16 protein-coding genes are annotated in these 18272 nt (G+C 73.9%); 8 read left to right on the top strand and 8 right to left on the bottom strand.

Translation table 11 applies throughout. The annotated features are described in order from the left end of the window. Positions 1–89 precede the first annotated feature (89 nt). From pepN to AC069K_RS15405, 3 genes are all read right to left on the bottom strand, one after another. Positions 90–2576 carry an aminopeptidase N gene (pepN, locus tag AC069K_RS15415; RefSeq protein WP_478616136.1) on the bottom strand — a complete coding sequence of 829 codons (2487 nt, stop codon included), beginning with the start codon at positions 2574–2576 and terminating at the stop codon, positions 90–92. 87 nt (positions 2577–2663) lie between these two features. After that, on the bottom strand, positions 2664–2966 hold the full coding sequence (locus tag AC069K_RS15410; protein ID WP_358836478.1) for a chorismate mutase: 303 nt from the start codon (positions 2964–2966) through the stop codon (positions 2664–2666). An 11-nt stretch (positions 2967–2977) separates the two neighbouring features. Then, positions 2978–3865 carry a helix-turn-helix domain-containing protein gene (locus AC069K_RS15405; protein ID WP_478616133.1) on the bottom strand — a complete coding sequence of 296 codons (888 nt, stop codon included), beginning with the start codon at positions 3863–3865 and terminating at the stop codon, positions 2978–2980. A gap of 119 nt (positions 3866–3984) precedes the next feature. Between AC069K_RS15405 and AC069K_RS15400 the strand changes: the two genes are divergently transcribed. Continuing rightward, positions 3985–5748 carry a beta-galactosidase gene (locus tag AC069K_RS15400; protein ID WP_478616130.1) on the top strand — a complete coding sequence of 588 codons (1764 nt, stop codon included), beginning with the start codon at positions 3985–3987 and terminating at the stop codon, positions 5746–5748. A gap of 59 nt (positions 5749–5807) precedes the next feature. After that, the gene (locus AC069K_RS15395; RefSeq protein WP_478616127.1) at positions 5808–6224 is read left to right on the top strand and encodes an enediyne antibiotic chromoprotein; all 417 of its coding nucleotides are present in this window, start codon (positions 5808–5810) and stop codon (positions 6222–6224) included. Positions 6225–6281: 57 nt separating this feature from the next. Here the strand turns inward: AC069K_RS15395 and AC069K_RS15390 are convergent, their stop codons facing one another. Both AC069K_RS15390 and AC069K_RS15385 read right to left on the bottom strand, forming a co-directional pair. Continuing rightward, positions 6282–9362 (bottom strand): endo-alpha-N-acetylgalactosaminidase family protein, encoded by a 3081-nt coding sequence (locus AC069K_RS15390; RefSeq protein ID WP_478616124.1) that lies wholly within the window; start codon positions 9360–9362, stop codon positions 6282–6284. A gap of 326 nt (positions 9363–9688) precedes the next feature. Next, positions 9689–10471, bottom strand: coding sequence for a S1 family peptidase (locus AC069K_RS15385; protein WP_478616121.1), 783 nt, complete (start codon positions 10469–10471; stop codon positions 9689–9691). A 203-nt stretch (positions 10472–10674) separates the two neighbouring features. On the opposite strand from AC069K_RS15385, the gene AC069K_RS15380 reads away from it, so the two are divergent. Further along, positions 10675–11601, top strand: coding sequence for a hypothetical protein (locus AC069K_RS15380; RefSeq protein WP_478616118.1), 927 nt, complete (start codon positions 10675–10677; stop codon positions 11599–11601). Positions 11602–11674: 73 nt separating this feature from the next. Here AC069K_RS15380 and AC069K_RS15375 read toward each other — a convergent pair whose 3' ends face one another. Continuing rightward, the gene (locus tag AC069K_RS15375; RefSeq protein WP_365107244.1) at positions 11675–12073 is read right to left on the bottom strand and encodes a guanyl-specific ribonuclease; all 399 of its coding nucleotides are present in this window, start codon (positions 12071–12073) and stop codon (positions 11675–11677) included. Between the two features lie 178 nt (positions 12074–12251). Between AC069K_RS15375 and AC069K_RS15370 the strand changes: the two genes are divergently transcribed. Then, a complete protein-coding gene (locus AC069K_RS15370) occupies positions 12252–12734 on the top strand; it encodes a MarR family winged helix-turn-helix transcriptional regulator (protein WP_478616115.1) in 483 nt (160 codons plus the stop codon). 42 nt (positions 12735–12776) lie between these two features. Here AC069K_RS15370 and AC069K_RS15365 read toward each other — a convergent pair whose 3' ends face one another. Beyond that, positions 12777–13658, bottom strand: a complete 882-nt coding sequence (locus AC069K_RS15365; protein WP_478616112.1) for an SDR family oxidoreductase — start codon at positions 13656–13658, stop codon at positions 12777–12779. Between the two features lies 1 nt (position 13659). Beyond that, positions 13660–14436, bottom strand: a complete 777-nt coding sequence (locus AC069K_RS15360) for an SDR family oxidoreductase (RefSeq protein ID WP_478616707.1) — start codon at positions 14434–14436, stop codon at positions 13660–13662. A gap of 55 nt (positions 14437–14491) precedes the next feature. Here AC069K_RS15360 and AC069K_RS15355 point away from each other — a divergent pair, with 55 nt between their 5' ends. The 4 genes from AC069K_RS15355 to AC069K_RS15340 all read left to right on the top strand — a co-directional run bounded on the left by AC069K_RS15355 (position 14492) and on the right by AC069K_RS15340 (position 17968). Continuing rightward, positions 14492–15256, top strand: a complete 765-nt coding sequence (locus AC069K_RS15355) for an enoyl-CoA hydratase family protein (RefSeq protein WP_365107238.1) — start codon at positions 14492–14494, stop codon at positions 15254–15256. Further along, on the top strand, positions 15253–16101 hold the full coding sequence (locus AC069K_RS15350; protein ID WP_358836686.1) for a CoA transferase subunit A: 849 nt from the start codon (positions 15253–15255) through the stop codon (positions 16099–16101). Before AC069K_RS15355 ends, AC069K_RS15350 begins: the two co-directional genes overlap by 4 nt. A gap of 74 nt (positions 16102–16175) precedes the next feature. Continuing rightward, entirely contained in the window at positions 16176–16901 is a 726-nt protein-coding gene (locus AC069K_RS15345) for a CoA-transferase subunit beta (RefSeq protein WP_478616705.1), read from the top strand. Then, positions 16901–17968: an NAD(P)H-dependent flavin oxidoreductase gene (locus AC069K_RS15340; RefSeq protein ID WP_478616107.1), complete on the top strand. Its 1068-nt coding sequence runs from the start codon at positions 16901–16903 to the stop codon at positions 17966–17968. Before AC069K_RS15345 ends, AC069K_RS15340 begins: the two co-directional genes overlap by 1 nt. Positions 17969–18272 lie beyond the last annotated feature (304 nt).

Here is an 18272-nt window from a genome sequence, read left to right as displayed (position 1 = left end):
GTCACGCGTTACGGACTTGCGGCGCAGGGCCCGGAGGAGGTCGTCGCGGGACAGGCACGCCTCCCCCAGGGCCCCCCGGGCCTCCCCCGTCACGCGTTCCGGACCGCCAGCGCCCGGCGCAGGTCGTCGACCTGGTCGGTCAGCTTGCGGCGCAGGGCCGGGAGGAGGTCGTCGCGGGACAGGCACGCCTCGCCCAGGGCCACCGCCTCCTCGTCGACCGCGAACTGCGGGAAGGCGTAGCGGCCGGCGGCCTCCGCGATCGCGGGGCCGCGCCGGGCGGCCAGCGGGACGGCGTCCACGTAGAAGGCCGCCACGTACTCCCGTACGAGATCGGCCTGTTCGGGCTGCCAGAAGCCCTGGGCGGTGGCGGTGAACAGGTAGTTGGAGAGGGTGTCCCCCTCGAACATCGCGGCCCACGCGGCCGTCTTGGCCGACGGGTCGGGCAGCGCGGCGCGGCAGCGGGCCGCGCCCTCCTCGCCGGTGGCGCTGTGGTCGCGGGCCAGCTCGGCGTCGATCTCCGCCTCGGAGACCGCGCCCAGGACCGCGAGGCGGGTCAGGACGCGCCAGCGCAGCTCCGGGTCGAGCTCGGGGCCGCCGGGCACGCTGCCGTCGGCCAGCCACTCCTGGATGGTGTGGGGCTGGGCGGCGCAGTCGATGAAGTGGCGTACGGCGATGAGGCGCAGGCCCGGGTTGTCGCCGTCCTCGGTGCGCCGCAGCAGGTCCCGGGTGAGGTCGCCGAGCAGGGTGAGGGCGGCGGGGCGGGCGCTGTCCGCGAGGTAGCGGCCGGCGACGTGGGCGAGGGCGAAGCCGAGGACGCCCTGGACGACGGCGAGGTCCGACTCGTACGGGAGGTGGGCGCGGGCGGCCTCCAGATAGGCGGCGGGCGCCAGCTGGCCGTCGCGGACCATGTCGCGGGCGGCGTTCCAGACGACGGCGCGGCCGAGGGGGTCGGGCAGCCCGGACAGGGAGCGCAGGGCGGTCTCCCAGGACTCGGTGTCCAGGCGCACCTTGGCGTAGGTGAGGTCGCCGTCGTTGAGGAGCACGAGCGCGGGGCGGGCGCCGGGGCGGGTGAGGGGCGTGCCGGGGACGTCGATCTCGAAGCGCTCGCGCAGGACGAGGCGCCCGGGCCTGGCGGGGTCGGTGTCGTAGGCGCCGACCGCGATCCGGTGCGGGCGGTCCCCGTCCTGCTCGACGGCGAGCGTCCAGGAGCCCTCGGCCTCGCCGACCACCGGCGTGAGGGTGTCCACGCCCGTGGTGCGCAGCCACTTCTCCGCCCACGCGTGGACGTCGCGGTCGGTGGCGGAGGCCAGGTTGTCGATGAAGTCGGCGAGGGTGGCGTTGCCGAACTTGTGCCGCTGGAAGTGGGTGTTGATGCCCGCGAGGAAGTCCTTCTCGCCCATCCAGGCCACCAGCTGGCGCAGCGCGGAGGCGCCCTTGGCGTAGGAGATGCCGTCGAAGTTGAGCATCGCGGAGGCGGTGTCGGGCACGGCGTCGGGGTCGGGGGCGACGGGGTGGGTGGAGGGGCGCTGGTCGGCGTCGTAGCCCCAGGCCTTGCGGACGATGCCGAAGTCCACCCAGGTGTCGGTGAAGCGGGTCGCCTCGGTGAGCGTCTGGTAGCCCATGTACTCGGCGAAGGACTCGTTCAGCCAGATGTCGTCCCACCAGCGCAGGGTGACCAGGTCGCCGAACCACATGTGGGCCATCTCGTGCGCGACGACCATGGCGCGGGTCTGGCGCTCGGTGTCGGTGACGGCGGAGCGGTAGACGAACTCGTCGCGGAAGGTGACCAGGCCCGGGTTCTCCATGGCGCCCGCGTTGAACTCGGGGACGAAGGCCTGGTCGTAGGAGTCGAACGGGTAGGGCTCGTCGAACTTCTCGTGGTAGCGGTCGAAGCACTGCCGGGTGATCTCGAAGAGCTCCTCGGCGTCGGCGTCGAGGTGGGGGGCGAGCGAGCGGCGGCAGTGCAGGCCGAAGGGCAGGCCCGCGTGCTCGGTGGTGATCGAGTGCCAGGGGCCGGCGGCGAGCGCCACGAAGTAGGTGGAGAGCAGCGGTGTGGTGGCGGCCTTCCAGCGGCCGCCGCCCTGGTGCTCGGTGACGCCGTTGGCGAGCACGGTCCAGTTCTCGGGCGCGGTGACGGTGAGGTCGAAGACGGCCTTGAGGTCGGGCTGGTCGAAGGCGGCGAAGACGCGCTGCACGTCCTCCATGAAGAGCTGGGTGTAGAGGTAGGTCTCGCCGTCGGCCGGGTCGGTGAAGCGGTGCAGGCCCTCGCCGGTGTGCGAGTACGTCATCTCCGCCTCGACGCGCAGCTCGTGCGGGCCCTGGGTGAGGCCGGTGAGCGCGAGGCGGTTCCCGGCGAGCGCGGCGGGGTCCAGCGGCTCCCCGTCGAGGGTGACCGAGCGCAGGGTGGCCGGCTTGACCTCGACGAAGGTGTCTCCGGCCGCGCGCGCGGTGAAGTGGATGACGGTGTGGGAGTCGAAGGTCTCCTCGCCGGTGGTGAGATCGAGGGCGATCTCGTACCGCTGGACGTCGAGGAGCCGGGCACGGGTCTGCGCTTCGTCGCGCGTCAGTACGGACATGGAGGCCATGCTGCCCGATGTGCCCCGGTCGGCACATCGGGATGGTGTTGCGCTCTCAGCGCACGCGCCGTGCGGGTGCGCCGCGGCTCACGAGGACTTGGCGATCGTCTCGTGGTGCCTGATCACCTCCGCGATGATGAAGTTCAGGAGCTTCTCGGCGAAGGCCGGGTCCAGCTTGGCGTTCTCCGCGAGGCGGCGCAGCCGGTCGATCTGCTGGGCCTCGCGCGCGGGGTCGGCCGGCGGCAGCTTGTGCTCGGCCTTGAGGTGGCCGACCTGCTGGGTGCATTTGAAGCGCTCGGCGAGCATGTGGACGACGGCCGCGTCGATGTTGTCGATGCTGTCCCGGAGCCGGGCGAGTTCCGCCTGCACGGAGGGGTCGATCGTGGTCATGGTCGTCGAGCTTACGTGGCCGGGCCGGGGATCGTCGGAGGGTGTTCAGGATCCGGGATCCTCTCGCTCCAGCCGCCGGGGACGGCCCGTCCCTGCTGCTCGCGGAAGCGGACGGGGGCGGTGCCGACACGCCGGGTGAAGAGGCGGGAGAAGTACGCGGGGTCGTCGTAGCCCACCCGGCGGGCCACGGCGGCGACCGGCAGCTCGGTGGCGGCGAGCAGCTCCTTGGCCCGGCCGAGGCGGATGCCGAGCAGATAGTCCTTGGGGCTGCACCCCGCGCCCCGGCGCACCGCCGTGCGCAGCTCGGCGGGGGTCATCCCGTGCCGGGCGGCGTGCTCGGCCACCGACAGCGGCCGGAAGGCGTCGCGGGCGAGCGCCTGGAGGACGGGGTCGCCGTCGGGCGCCAGGTCGGCGCGGGCGCGGCGCAGGGCGACGAGGAGTTCGTGGACGGCGGCGGCCGTCTCGACCTCCAGGAGCGGGTTGCCCCGGCGGGCCGCCCGGGCGATCCGGCCGACGGCGGCGCGGGCGCCCGCGGTGTCGGCGAGCGGGACGACGGGCCGGTCGGGCTCGATGTAGCCGAGCTCGGTGTAGGTGGCGGTGGCGGGTCCGGCGAAGTCGACGAACGACTCGTCCCAGCCGGTGGCCGGGTCGGGTCCGTAGTGGTGGGGGACGCCCGGGGTGAGCCAGAGCAGCGCGGGCGCGGTGACGGTGAGCCGCCGCCCGTCCGGCCCCTCGAACCAGCCGCCGCCCGCCCCGATGACCACGGCGACGTGGTGGTCCAGGGTGCGCGGTCCGACGCTGGGCAGGGCGCCGTGCTGCATCCCGACGCCGAGGCAGACAAGGCCGAGCCGGTGGTGGACCTGGCTCGGCGTGAAGTAGCGCATCCAGGTGTGGTACATGCCGCCCCCGCCGCCTCCCGTCACCTCTTTGCGTCCAATCAGCGCCGATCTTTGTCCATGGACCGGGGCCCGCGCCAGGGGTGAGGGTGGCGGGGGCGGAACGAGAGACGGGCGGGCCGATGGCTGACTTCACCGTGGGTGAGAGGGACTTCCTGCTGGACGGGCGGCCGGTGCGGCTGCTGTCGGGGGCGCTGCACTACTTCCGGGTGCACGAGTCGCAGTGGGGCCACCGGCTGGCGATGCTGCGGGCGATGGGGCTGAACTGCGTCGAGACGTACGTGCCGTGGAACCTGCACGAGCCCGCCCCGGGCCGCTTCCGGGACCCGGGGGCACTCGGGCGGTTCCTGGACGCGGCGCACGCGGCCGGGCTGTGGGCGATCGTGCGCCCCGGTCCGTACATCTGCGCCGAGTGGGACAACGGCGGGCTGCCGCACTGGCTGACGGGGGCGCTGGGGCGGCGGGCGCGCACCCGGGACCGGGAGTACCTGGGCCAGGTGGAGCGCTGGTTCGGTGCGCTGCTGCCGCAGGTCGTGGCCCGGCAGGTCGACCGGGGTGGCCCGGTGCTCATGGTGCAGGTGGAGAACGAGTACGGCAGCTACGGCACGGACCGGGTATATCTGCGGGCGCTCGCGGACCTGCTGGGCGAACTGGGCGTGACCGTGCCCCTGTTCACCTCCGACGGACCCGAGGACCACATGCTGAGCGGCGGCTGCGTCCCCGGGCTGCTGGCCACCGTCAACTTCGGCTCGGGCGCCCGTGAGGGCTTCGGGGTGCTGCGCCGCCACCGGCCCGGGGGGCCGCTGATGTGCATGGAGTTCTGGTGCGGCTGGTTCGCGCACTGGGGCGCGGAGCCGGTGGCGCGGGACGCCGGGGAGGCGGCCGGGGTGCTGCGCGAGATCCTGGAGTGCGGCGCCTCCGTCAACCTCTACATGGCCCACGGCGGCACCAGCTTCGCCGGGTGGGCGGGCGCCAACCGGGACGGCGGGGAGCACCTGGGCACGCTGCGCCCGGACGTCACCTCCTACGACTACGACGCGCCCGTCGACGAGTACGGCCGCCCGACGCCGAAGTTCTGGGCGTTCCGCGAGGTGCTCGCCGAGTACGCCCACGGCCCGCTGCCCGAGCCGCCGCCCGCGCCCGCGCGGCTGGGCGCCCCGGTCACCGTGCCGCTGACGGAGTGGGTGGCGGCCGAGGACGTCCTGGAGGCGCTGGGGACGGCGGAGGAGGTGTACACGGTGCCGCCGACGTTCGAGGAGCTGGACGTGGACCGGGGGGTGGTGCGCTACCGGTTCGAGGTGCCCGGGCCTCGGCAGCCGTATCCGCTGCGGGTGCTGGGCCTGCGGGACCGGGCCGTCGTCCTCGTCGACGGGGTGCGGGCGGGGGTGCTCACCGAGGACGACGCGGTGCTGCCGGCGCCGGTGGCGGGGCCCGCCGAGGTCGAGCTGTGGGTGGAGTCGCTGGGGCGCGTCAACTACGGGCCGACGCTCGGTGAGCCGAAGGGCATCACCGGCGGGGTGCTGCACGAACGCCAGTTCCTGCACGGCGTACGCGCGCGTGGCCTGCGGCTCGACGCCTTCGAGGAGGCGTTCGGGGACCCGGCGCTGATGCGGCGGCTGTCGCCGCGTGCAACTGCGGAGGCGGGACGGGGACTGTTTCGGGGCACCTTCGACGCCCCGGAGCGGGGGGACGCGCGGCTGGAACTGAGCGGCCTGGTCCGGGGTTTCGTCTGGGTGAACGGCGTCAACCTCGGGCGTTACTGGAATACCGGACCGCAGCGGTCCCTTTACGTCCCGGGCGCGGTGCTGCGGGATCTGGCCAACGAGGTGTGGGTGTGGGAGGTCGAGGTTGAGGACGCGACGGGTCCGGAAGTGACTTTCCATTAGCCTCGAAGAGCGCCCAAGAAAGCGCGTTCTCCCTTTCCGACGCACCCTTTGAGGTTGACATGAAGGATCTCATCAGCCGATCCCGCATCGCCAAGTTGGCCGCCTCTGGAGCCGCCGTGGCAGCCACCCTGCTGCTCGCCACTCCCGCGTCCGCCGCGACCACGATCTCGGTGACCCCCAACACGGGGCTCTCCGACGGCCAGACCGTCTCGGTGACCGCTTCCGGTTACACGCCCGGCGCCGCCGTGAACGTCGGCGAGTGCGCCTCCGCCACCGTCTGTTCCAACGACGTCAAGTACCTCACCGCCGACGCCGACGGCGCCATAGCGGTGACCCTCGACGTGAGGAAGGCCTTCACCGCCAAGGACTGGTCCACCGGCCAGGACGTCTCCGTGGACTGCGCCGCCGCGCAGTGCAACATCACGGCCTGGGAGCAGACCACCGGCAACACCGTCCAGACCATCTCCTTCGGCTGAGCAGGCCGCCGCCCCGCCTCCCTGCCGGGGGGCGGGGCAGCCCCTTGTCCCGTCCGGCTACGCCTCCCGCACCTCGAACGCGTCCAGCGTGAACTCCGCCGTCCCGTCGTCCCCGGTCTTGCGCAGCCCGACCCACGCCTCGCCGCTCGCGGGGGCGGTGAACTCGTAGTCGAGGACGGCCGGAGCGGTCGCCTCGCCGAACACCTCACGGGTCAGCTCGCGCGTGCCGGAGCCCTCGTCGACGGCGGTGACCCACGCGTACTGCCCGGCCTTCTCGCACGCGTAACGGAAGGTCACGCGGTAGCGCTTACTGGGGAGGAAACGGACGGTGAACGGCACGGTCCGGTAGACCAGGCCCTCGTTCTCGCCGCGTGACTTGAGCGACTGGCCGCCGTCGAGCACGTCGTCGATCGCCTTCCCGTTCCAGCCCCGCTGGGTGTACGGGGCGTGCCGCTGCGCGATGTGGGTGCGCGGGTCGGTGGCGCCGCCCGCGTCGCCCTTGACGAAAACGCCCCAGCCCTGCGGCACGTTCTCGAAGTCCTCGTACACCAGCGCGCCCTCCTTGGCGGTGGGCCGGGCGGGCACGATCCGGACGTTGTCGAACCGCACCCGGGCCTCCCCCGCCTCGGCGCACAGGCGCAGCTCGACCGGGCCGCCGCCCTCGGGGACCGTGAAGGGGGTGAACATCCGCTGGAAGCGGGTGCCGTGCTTGCGGTCGGCGGCGACGAAGTTGACGGCCGTGGAGGTCGCCGTCCAGGTGCGGGCGGTCACCCCGTCGGCGGTGCGCACCTCCAGCGCGGCCACCCGCCGCTCCCCCGCCCGCTCGCCCACCTCCACCTGTACGGAGGCCGCGTAGGTGCCGGGCGCGAGGCGGGCCGCCCGCTGACCGGCCGAGGCCGCCGCGCCCGGGCCGATCACCAGCTCGTAGTCGCCGAGCGCGCTGCGCCGGACGGAGGCCGGGCCGCTGACCGTCCAGCCCGCGAGGGAGCCGGAGTGGAACCCCGGGTCGTACAGCCCGGTGCCCTGGCCCCAGCGCGGGTCGCGGGCGCGGGCCCGTTCGCGCAGGACGACATAGGGCTGCCCGGCCGCAGCGCCTTCGATGGTGACCGTGCCGGAGCGGACCGGCAGCTCGCGCGCGTCGGCGCGGCCCTGGTCGGTGAGCCGGTACAGGACGACGGTACGGGCCCCGGACCAGCCGCGCGGCAGCCGCCAGCGGGTCGTGCCGCCCGCCGGGTGGTAGTGGTAGAGCTTGGCCGGGTCGGTCGCGCGGCGCGGCTCCCAGGGCAGCAGATAGGCGCCCCCGTCGTACACCACGCGCCCGTCCGTGGTGATCCGGCGGGTGCCGTCGGCGTCGGAGACCGCGGTGGCGCCGGGCCCGAAGAAGGTGATCTCGTGCTCGTCCCAGCGCCGGATCGGGTACGCCTGGAGGTACTTGGCGGGCAGCGAGTGCGTCCAGATCAGCTCGTGGAACGCCGTCCAGTCGGTCTTGCCGACCCATCCCTCGAAGGTGCCCATCCGGGCGTGGCCGAGCAGGGTCGGCCACTTGTCGGCGAAGACGTCCTTCTGGTGGTGGCGGATGAACCGGATCAGCCGGGAGTTGATCCCGCGCGAGGTGTCGCCGCCGTAGTCGGTCTCGTTGGCCCAGTGCGACCAGAGCGAGGAGCGCTCCAGGCCGTGGCCCCACTCGGAGGCCACCAGCCAGCCCTGGGCGCGCAGTTCGCGCTGGAGGCGGTCGGAGGTCCAGCCGGACTCGCGGAACACGTCGATGTACAGGGCGTTCAGTGCCGGGTCCGTGTCGCGGCGCAGGGCGGCGAACCGCCGTGCGATGTCACCGGAGACCAGGTCGCGGCGCTGGTCGATGCGGTAGGACTGGTCGAGCCAGTCCCACTGCTCGTTCGTCTTGTCGACCAGGGTCTCGGAGAAGGCGTGGGCGACGGGGTAGGACTCGGTGGCGTTGACGTGGACGGCGAAGTCGCTGTTCCACTTCTTCCCCTCGCGGACCAGGTGGTTGAGGTCGTCGAGACCGCCGGCGCGCTCGTTGTAGTTGCCCGCGTAGTCGGGGTGGGCCGAGTCGTGGCCCTCGGACTGGTAGCCCTTGAGGAGCGTGTACTGGCGCAGGCCGTCGGTGGCCAGTGAGATCCGCTTGACGTTGTCGAGGGTGGCGAGGAACGGGTTGGTCGCCTGCGAGGCGAAGTTGAAGGGGATGTGCGGGACGACCCGCAGGTGCTGCTCGTCCGCGCCGAGCGGATCGGCCATGATGTCGCGGAAGGCGATGGCCGCGTCCTGCCAGTCGACGGTGCCGTCGCCGCCCCGGTCCCCGGTGATGATCACGGTGGCGTACGGCAGGGGCTCGGTGTCGTCCACGGCGGCGGTGGCGGCCCGGTGCGTCCACTCGCCCGGGACGAGCCGCGCTTCGACGTCACCCTCACGCCGTACGGTCTGGCGCCACAGCCGCCCGTTCTCCCAGGTGGTCCCGGCCGCGCTGTCGGGCTTGTCGTAGACGGTGTTGGTCTCGACGGCGCCGCCCAGCGTGTCGTGCGCCACTACGGCGTAGGCGCAGCCGACGGGCGCCGCGTCCGGTGCGGTGTCCGCGGTGACCCGGACGAGCGTGTCGCCGCTCTTGGCCTTGTCCAGCTGGATCCGGGCGGCGTAGAGGGTCGCGCCCGGCTGGTCACCGCGTACGGAGAGCAGGGCGAGGCCGGGGATCCGCAGGGTGCCCACGCGCAGGGCGGGGGTGTCGTGGATCCGGGTGACGCGCCAGTGGACGCGGTCGGCGTCGACGCGGATCTCCACGTCGACGCGGGTGCCCGTGCCGCCGAAGGCGAGGGTGTACGCGACGTGGTCGCGGGCCGTGCGCGCGGTGACGGCGGGGGTGTGGGCCACACCGTCGACCAGCATGGTCGTGACGGGGTCCTGCTGCCCGTAGAGCTTCGCGCCAGTGGGGCGGTGGGTGTACGCGATGACGCGCGGGAAGGCGGTGTCGACCCTCACCTCCAGGTGGGGCGAGCGGATGACGCCCTCGCCGGTCGCCGCCGCGCGGGCGGTGCCGGGCGCACCGAGCGCGGCCCCCGCCCCGGCGAGCGCGGTGGCCGCGACCACGGTCCTCCGCTTCGGTCCGCGTGTCTCTTCGGCGTTCACGACAGCCTCCTGGGGTGCGACGGGGTGTCTCGTGCCAGGTCACGATGGGCTGGGCGGGTGGGGTGCGCCCATGGACAAATGGGCGGGGTTGTTGGACTCAGCGGCTCGTCCGGGGGCCGGTGGGTGGCGGGTCGCGCGGTTCCCGCGCCCCGGAAAGCCCTTGGCCGCGCCGGTTCCGCGGCTGCGGCCGGCCACCTCGGGGGCGCCGGGGACCGTGTGCGCGAGCCGGCACGGCCCGCGCACGAACGGGGGGTCGCACGGGCCGGCCGGGACCGGCGCGCACCGGTCCGGGACGGCCCGCACCGAGTCCTGGCCGGCCCGCGGAGCTACAGCGTCGCCGCCGCCCTCGCGATGTCGGCCGCGAAGGTCGAGACCTCGCTGTAGACGCCGGGGTAGCCGGGCTCGGCGCAGCCCTGTCCCCAGCTCACGATGCCGACCTGGATCCAGGCGTTGTCGTTGTCCTTGCGGAACATGGGGCCGCCGGAGTCGCCCTGGCAGGTGTCGACGCCGCCCTGGTCGACGTAGCCGGCGCAGATCTCCTCGCCCGGGACGAGGTCGCTGCCGTACGCCTGCTGGCACTGGGCGTCGGAGACGAAGGGGACCGTCGCCTTGTAGAGGTAGCGCTGCTGGCCGCCGCCCTCGCGGCGGGCGCCCCAGCCGGCGATGGTGAAGGCGCCGTTGTTGTACTGGGTGGTCGTGGCGATCTTGAGGGTCGGCTGGCCGACCGGCTTGGCGAGCTTGATCAGCGCCCAGTCCTTGCCCTTGCCGTCGTAGCCGGGCGCCTGGAGCACCCGGGTCGACTTCACCTTGACGGCGCTGCTGCTCTGGAGGTCGACGACGCCGGTGGTCGCGGTGATGGAGGTGTTGGCGCCGGAGCCGTCCACGCAGTGGGCCGCGGTGAGGACGATCTGCTGGGTGTAGAGGGCGCCGCCGCAGCCCATGGAGAGGCGGACCATGAACGGGAACTCGCCCTGGGCGGCGCGGGTGCCGCCGACCACGGGCGTCGGGGACGCCGAGGCGCCGGTGGCGGGCTGGAGGGTGAAGGCGGCGAGGGTGACCGCGGCGACGGCGACGCATCTCTTGAGGGCGCGCGCGAGTGTGTTCGTCAAGGGACTGCCCTTCGTGGGGGGTGGACGTCCGCGCGCCGACACACCGTGGGGATGACATGGGCGCGTCAATGCGCGTGCTGTGGATTATGAGAGCCGCCCGGGAAGGCGACAAGGAGGGCTTTCCGGCCATGCGCGCACGGACGGCCGATGAGGCCAACTCCCGTACAGTGAAGGCTCGTTCACCGTCCTGCGGGGGTGGCAGCGTGACCCACGAGAGCGCGGGCGGACCGGAGGGCGGACCGGCGCCGAGTCCGGTCGTCCACGGGTTCCCGCACATCGAGACCGTGCGGGCGGCGATCACCGCGCTCCACCGGCGATTGTCGTACGACGGCGTCCAGGGGTACGCGACGAGCGTCCTGCCCGCCGACGTCGCCTTCGCCGACCACGACGACCTCCATCTGGGCGCCCAGCGCGTCGCCCGGGCACTGGTGGGGCATCTGCGCCTGCCGGACGCGCGGATGATCGTCGGGTTCCGCGCGATGCGGCACGCGGCCTCGGTCGAACTGGCCGCGGGCCCCGAGTACTTCATCGAGCTCAACGACCGCTTCCGCGCCCACCGCCGGGACATCGGGGCGGCGCTCGCCCACGAGATCACCCACGTGCTGCTGCACCGGCTCGGCCTCGCGTTCCCCGGGACGCGGGACAACGAGATCCTCACGGACACGGTGACGGCGTATCTGGGCGCGGGGTGGCTGCTGCTCGACGCGTTCCGGGAGGACGGGGTGTCCAGCCAGAAGCTCGGGTACCTGACGCCGGAGGAGTTCGGGTACGTGCTGGCGAAACGGGCCGCGGTGTTCGGGGAGGACCCCTCGCCGTGGTTCACCAGCCCCCAGGCGTACCCCGCCTACCGGGCCGGCCTCGCCCGCGCCCGCCGCGACGGGGAGCAGCCGCCGCTGGTGGCGGCCGGGTGGGTGGGGCGGCTCCGGTACGCCAAGGACCGGCGGGAGGCGCGGGAGCGGGGCGGGGCGTGGGCGGCCGCGGGGGTGCCGTACTCCTTCGAGGAGGAGGGCGGGGCGCTGCGGGTGTGCTTCCCCTGCCCGACGTGCGGGCAGCGGATCCGGGTGGGGGTCCGGGGGCGGGTGCGGGTGCGGTGCGCGGTGTGCCGGACGGTCCTGGCCTGCGACACCTAGCCCCGCCCCGCGTCCGGGGCCGCACCCCGGACCCCGCCCTCCGGCCGCGGGCCGCGGTGAGGCGCTACGGAGGTCAGCAGCCGAAGTCGACCAGGTCGAACGTCCCGTAGTGGTCCGAGGTGTAGTAGTCCTCGTCCGCCTGGCGGCCCGTGACGATGCGGCGGGCGCCGCGGGTCGGGGAGTTGGGGGTCTTCACCGTGTACTCGTGGTAGTAGCCGCTCGACTGCGACGGCAGCACGTGCTCGCGGTTGGAGAAGACGACGCCGTCCTGCGCGTACGGGAACGGGCCGCCCGCGTCGATGAGCCGCAGGGTGTCGTGCGCCTGCGGGGGCAGGGCCGAGGAGCAGATGCTTCCGGTGCTCTGCACGGACGCGGTGGACGCCGTGGCCTGGACGGCGGTCGGGCCGAGGAGCAGGGTGGCGGCGACCGTCAGGGCCGCGCCGAGCGTGGTGAGGCGTGGGGGGATTCTCATGACGGTCATGATGACGCGCGTAGAGCGAGGACGGTCAAGACCGATCCCCTTGAATTTTCCACGAGTTAACCTGCGGCACCGCCCCGTAACGGGAGCGCCCACCGGCCTTTGCCCTCATGGACAGATTTTGGCCATTCTTTCGTTTCGGCGAACTAACGGCCTTGCTACTCTCCCCGCCATGGACCACACCATGGACCACAGCCTCGCTGCCGACCGCGCCAAGGCGGTCGAAGACCTTCTCCACGTGGCACGCGAACACAGCGGCGTCACGGTGATGTTCCACACCGCGATAGCCGAAAGGCAAGGCCTGGGAGCCTCCGAGACGAAAACACTCGACCTGCTGGAGCGGTACGGCCCCCTCACCGCCAAGGAGCTCTCCCAGCACACCGGCCTCGCCCCCGCCTCCGTCACCGGCCTCGTCGACCGCCTGGAGGCCAAGGGGTTCGTCCGGCGCACCAAACACCCCACCGACAAACGGCGCGTACTCATCGAGATCCGCTGGGAGAACCTCCACGGCCTGAAGCGGTTCTTCGTGGACTGGTCCCGCGAAGTGGCCGAGTTCTGCGGGGAGTTCACCACCGAGGAGCTGGTGACCGTGATCCGCTTCCTGGCCGGCAACAGCACCCTCCAGCGCGAGGCGGCGGCGAGACTAGGGCCGTGACCCGCTCTCCCGCCCCGCACTCCGCCGCGTGCCGTCCCCCGTTCACCCCGCCCCGTACACCGCTCCCGGCGCCTCGGCCTCCCCCAGAAGCCTGCGTACCGCCTCCCCCGCCTCCGCCGGGGTCCAGCGCGCTCCCTTGTCCGCCGCCGGGCCCGCACGCCAGCCCTCCATCACCGTGATGCGGCCGCCCTCCGCCTCGAAGACCCGGCCCGTCACCCCCTCGCTCGCGGCCGAGCCGAGCCACACCACCAGCGGCGACACGTCCTCGGGCGCGGCCGCCAGGCCGGTGAAGACCCGCTCGGTCATCCGGGTGCGGGCCGCCGGGGCGATCGCGTTGACCTGGACGCCGTAGCGCGCGAGTTCGGCCGAGGCCACCAGGGTCAGACCCACGATCCCCGCCTTGGCCGCCGCGTAGTTCCCCTGGCCCACGCTGCCCAGCAGCCCCGCGCCCGAGGTGGTGTGGACGACCCGGGCCACCGGGCGGCGGCCCGCCTTCGACTCGGCGCGCCAGTGTGCCGCCGCCTCCCGCAGCGGCAGGAAGTGGCCCTTGAGGTGGACCCGCACGACCGCGTCCCAGTCGGCCTCGCCGAGGTTGACCAGCATCCGGTCGCGCAGGAAGCCCGCGTTGCTCACCAGCGCGTCCAGGCGGCCGAAGTGGTCGAGGGCGGCCTCTACGAGGGAGGCCGCGCCCTTGGCCGTCGCGACGTCCCCGCCGTGCGCGACCGCCTCGCCGCCCGCCGCGCGGATCTCGGCGACGACCCGGTCGGCCGGGCTGCCGGGGGCCGGGGCGCCGTCGAGGCCGACGCCCAGGTCGTTGACGACGACCCGCGCCCCCTCGGCCGCGAACGCCAGGGCGTGCGCGCGGCCCAGCCCGCGCCCCGCTCCCGTCACCACGACGACCCGGCCCGCACTCATGTCCGACATCTCAACTCCCCTGCTCCGGTGGCTTGTTCACGGTGGCCGCGTCCAGGAACGCCGGCCGCTCACCGCCGCCGTGGACGAGGAGGGACGCGCCGGTGATGTACGCGGCCCGGGCGGAGGCGAGGAAGACGGCCGCCTCGCCCACCTCGTCCGGCTCGGCGAGGCGCCCCAGGGGGACGGTGGCGGCCACGGCCGCGACCCCTTCCTCGTCCCCGTAGTGCAGGGGCGCGAGCTCGGTGCGGACCATGCCGGGCACGAGCGTGTTGACCCGCACCCCGGGCGCCCACTCCACCGCCATCGAGCGGGCCAGGTTCTCCAGGCCCGCCTTGGCGGCGCCGTACGCGGCGGTGCCGGGCGAGGCGCGGGAGCCGCTGACGCTGCCGATCATCACCACCGAGCCGCCGGACGCCCGCAGATGCGGGTACGCGGCGAGCGAGGCGGTGAGCGGCGCGGTGAGGTTGAGCTCCAGCACGCGCGCGTGGCGCTCGACGGAGGTATCGCCCAGGAGGCGGTAGGGCGTGCCGCCCGCGTTGTTGACGAGCACGTCGAGACGCCCGTACGCCGTCGCGACCGCGTCGAAGAACTCCCCCACGGCCTCCGGTTCGCGCAGGTCGAGCGGGCGGAACGCGGCCTCGCGGCCCGCCGCCCGGACCGGCTCGTCCGGAGGTCTGCGGGCGCAGACCACCACCTCGGCGCCCGCCGCGAGGAACGCCCGCGCGATGCCCGCGCCGACGCCCCGGGTGCCGCCCGTGACGACCGCCGCCTTCCCGGCCAGCTCCATCCGCGCTACCTTCCTCACCTAACAAACGTTTGGTGGAAAGGTAGCTGATCCGCCCATGGGTGTCTCCACCACCGCCCCCGAGAAGGGCATGTCGCTCGTCACGGTCGACTTCCCGCCCGTCAACGCGCTGCCGGTACGCGGCTGGTACGAGCTGGCCGACGCCGTGCGCGCGGCCGGGCGCGACCAGGGCGTGCGCTGCGTCGTCCTGGCCGCCGAGGGACGCGGCTTCAACGCCGGCGTCGACATCAAGGAGCTGCGGCGCGAGAGCGGCCACAACGCGCTCATCGGCGCCAACCGGGGCTGCTACGAGGCCTTTGCGGCGGTCTACGAGTGCGAGGTGCCGGTGGTCGCGGCGGTCCAGGGGCACTGCCTGGGCGGCGGGATCGGTCTTGTCGGCAACGCCGACGTGGTGGTCGCCAGCGAGGACGCGGTCTTCGGGCTGCCCGAGCTGGACCGGGGCGCGCTGGGCGCCGCCACCCATCTGGCCCGGCTCGTCCCCCAGCACCTGATGCGCGCGCTGTACTACACCTCGCGTACGGCCACGGCCCGCGAGCTGCTGGCCCACGGGTCGGTGTGGAAGGTGGTGCGCCGGGCCGAACTCCTGGACGCGGCGCTGGAGCTGGCCCGTGAGATCGCCCGCAAGGACGGCACCCTCATCCGGCTGGCCAAGGCCGCCATCAACGGCATCGACCCCGTCGACGTCCGCCGCAGCTACCGCTTCGAGCAGGGCTTCACCTTCGAGGCCAACCTCAGCGGGGTGGCCGGCCGGATCCGCGACACCTTCGGCGAGGAGCCGGGGAAGGGGAGCGAGCGGGCATGACGGACAAGACCATGACGCCCGAGGACGTCGTCGCGCGGCTGCGCAGCGGGATGACCCTCGGCATCGGCGGCTGGGGTTCGCGCCGCAAGCCGATGGCGCTGGTGCGGGCGCTGCTGCGATCGCCGGTGACGGATCTGCGGGTCGTGTCGTACGGCGGCCCGGACGTCGGGCTGCTCGCGGCCGCCGGGCGGATCCGCGAGCTCGTCGCCCCCTTCGCCACCCTCGACTCCATCCCGCTCGAACCGCGCTTCCGGGCGGCGCGCGAGGCGGGGACCCTCGCCCTGACGGAGATCGACGAGGCGATGTTCATGTGGGGCCTGCACGCCGCCGCCAACCGGCTGCCCTTCCTGCCGGTACGGGCCGGGCTCGGCTCCGACGTGATGCGGATCAACCCGGGGCTGCGGACGGTGACCTCGCCGTACGAGGACGGGGAGACCTTCGTGGCGGTGCCCGCGCTGCGCCTGGACGCGGCGCTGGTCCACCTCAACCGCGCCGACCGGCTCGGCAACGGCCAGTACCTGGGCCCCGACCCGTACTTCGACGACCTGTTCTGCGAGGCCGCCGACAGCGCGTACGTCTCCTGCGAGCGGCTGGTGGAGCCCGGCGGCTTCGCGGACGCCGTCCCGCAGACCCTGCTCGTCGCGCGCCACGCCGTCACGGGCGTCGTCGAGGCGCCGAACGGGGCGCACTTCACGTCATGCGTACCGGACTACGGGCGCGACGAGCCCTTCCAGAAGCTGTACGCGACGACGCCCTGGGAGGACTTCGCGGCGCGGTTCCTGTCCGGGCCGGACGAGAAGCACTACCAGTCGGCCGTACGGGCCTGGCACGAGGAGGCGCGGTGAGCGGGCATGCCGCAGGGGCGGAAAAGGGGGCGGCGGACAACAGGGCGGCGGGGAACGGGGTTGCGGGGCAGGGGGTGCCGGGGGCGAGCCGTGCCGAGTACTGCGTGGTGGCCTGCGCCGAGGCGTGGCGCGGCGACGGGGAGGTGCTGGCCAGCCCGATGGGGCTGATCCCCTCGCTGGGCGCCCGGCTCGCCCGGCTGACCTTCGCCCCGGACCTGCTGCTCACCGACGGCGAGGCCACGCTGGTGGGGGCGGACGGGGCGGCGGAGGGCTGGCTGCCGTACCGCCGCCATCTGACGATGGTCACCGGGGGGCGGCGGCACGTGATGATGGGCGCGAGCCAGCTCGACCGGTTCGGCAACCAGAACATCTCCTGCATCGGCGACTGGGCCCGGCCCGCGCGCCAGCTGCTCGGGGTGCGGGGCGCGCCCGTCAACACCCTCAACAACCCCGTGAGTTACTGGGTACCGCGCCACTCCCCCCGGGTCTTCGTGCCCGCCGTCGACCTGGTGTGCGGGGTCGGGTACGACCGGGCGGCGGCCGTCGGGGCGCGCTACCACCGCATCCCCCGGATCGTCACCGACCTCGGCGTCCTCGACTTCGCCACGCCCGACCGCACCATGCGGCTCGCCTCGCTGCACCCCGGGGTGACGGTCGAGCAGGTGCGCGCGGCGACGGGCTTCGCGCTGACGGCCCGGGACGACGTCCCGTACACGCGCGACCCCACCGCCGGGGAACTGCGCCTGATCCGGGAGGTCCTGGACCCGCGGGGGCGGCGCGAGGGAGAGGTGCGCGGCTGATGGAGACGGCACTGACCCGGCTGGTGGGGGTGCGGCACCCGATCGTGCAGACGGGGATGGGGTGGGTGGCCGGCCCCCGGCTCGTGACGGCCACGGCCGAGGCCGGGGCGCTGGGCATCCTCGCCTCGGCGACGATGACGCCCGAGGCGCTGCGGGCGGCGGTACGGGAGGTCAGGTCGCGTACGGACGCGCCGTTCGGGGTGAATCTGCGGGCGGACGCGGGGGACGCGCGCGAGCGGGTGCGGATCATCGTGGAGGAGGGGGTGCGGGTGGCGTCCTTCGCGCTCGCCCCCTCACGGGAGCTGATCGCGGAGCTCAAGGACGCGGGAGTCGTGGTCGTGCCGTCCGTCGGGGCGCGGCGGCACGCCGAGAAGGTGGCGGCGTGGGGCGCGGACGCGGTGATCGTGCAGGGCGGGGAGGGCGGCGGGCACACCGGGGAGGTGGCGACGACGGTCCTGCTGCCGCAGGTCGTGGACGCGGTGGACATCCCGGTGGTGGCGGCCGGGGGCTTCCACGACGGGCGCGGTCTGGTGGCGGCGCTGGCGTACGGGGCGGCGGGGGTCGCGATGGGCACCCGGTTCCTGCTCACCTCGGACTCTCCGGTGCCGGACGCGGTGAAGGCGCGGTATCTGGCGGCCGGGGTCGGGGACGTGACGGTGACGCGGGCGGTGGACGGCCTGCCGCACCGCGTGCTGCGCACGGAGCTGGTGGCTTCACTGGAACGTGCCGGGCGGGTACGGGCCCTGGCACGGGCGGTACGGCACGCGGCCGCCTTCCGCTCCCTGACCGGCCTGTCCTGGCCCCGTCTGGTCCGGGACGGGCGGGCCCTGCGCCACGGCAAGGACTTGACGTGGAGTCAGGTGCTGCTCGCCGCGAACACGCCGATGCTGTTGCGGGCGGCGATGGTCCAGGGGCGGGTGGACGCGGGGGTGATGGCGTCCGGGCAGGTGGCGGGGGTGATCGGGGATGTGCCGAGCGTGGGGGAGGTGGTGGGGAGGGTGATGGCGGAGGCGGAGGCGACGCTGTCGCGGCTGCGCGGTCTCGCCCCCGCCCGACCCCTCCCCTGAACCCTCCGGGGGCGAAGCCCTCCCGGGGCGGCACTTTCGTGTGCGGGCCGGCGGGTGGCCGATCGCGCAGTTCCCCGCGCCCCCAGGCAGTCAGGGGCGCGGCTTCGCCCCCGCCCCACCCGCTCCCTGAACCCTCCCGGGGCGGGGCGTTCGTCCGCAGGCCGGTGGGGGGCTGATCGCGCAGTTCCCCGCGCCCCTCCATACCTAGGGGCGCGGGGAACTGCGCGAGCAACCCACCACCGGCCCGCAGACGAAACCCCGGCCCATCAGGGGGGGGGGGGAACGCGGGAGAAAACCACCACCC

This window comes from Streptomyces sp. NPDC043908 (genome assembly GCF_056435525.1).
The sequence above is the reverse complement of the archived record's forward strand: the minus strand, read 5'-3'. Positions and strand labels throughout refer to the sequence as shown.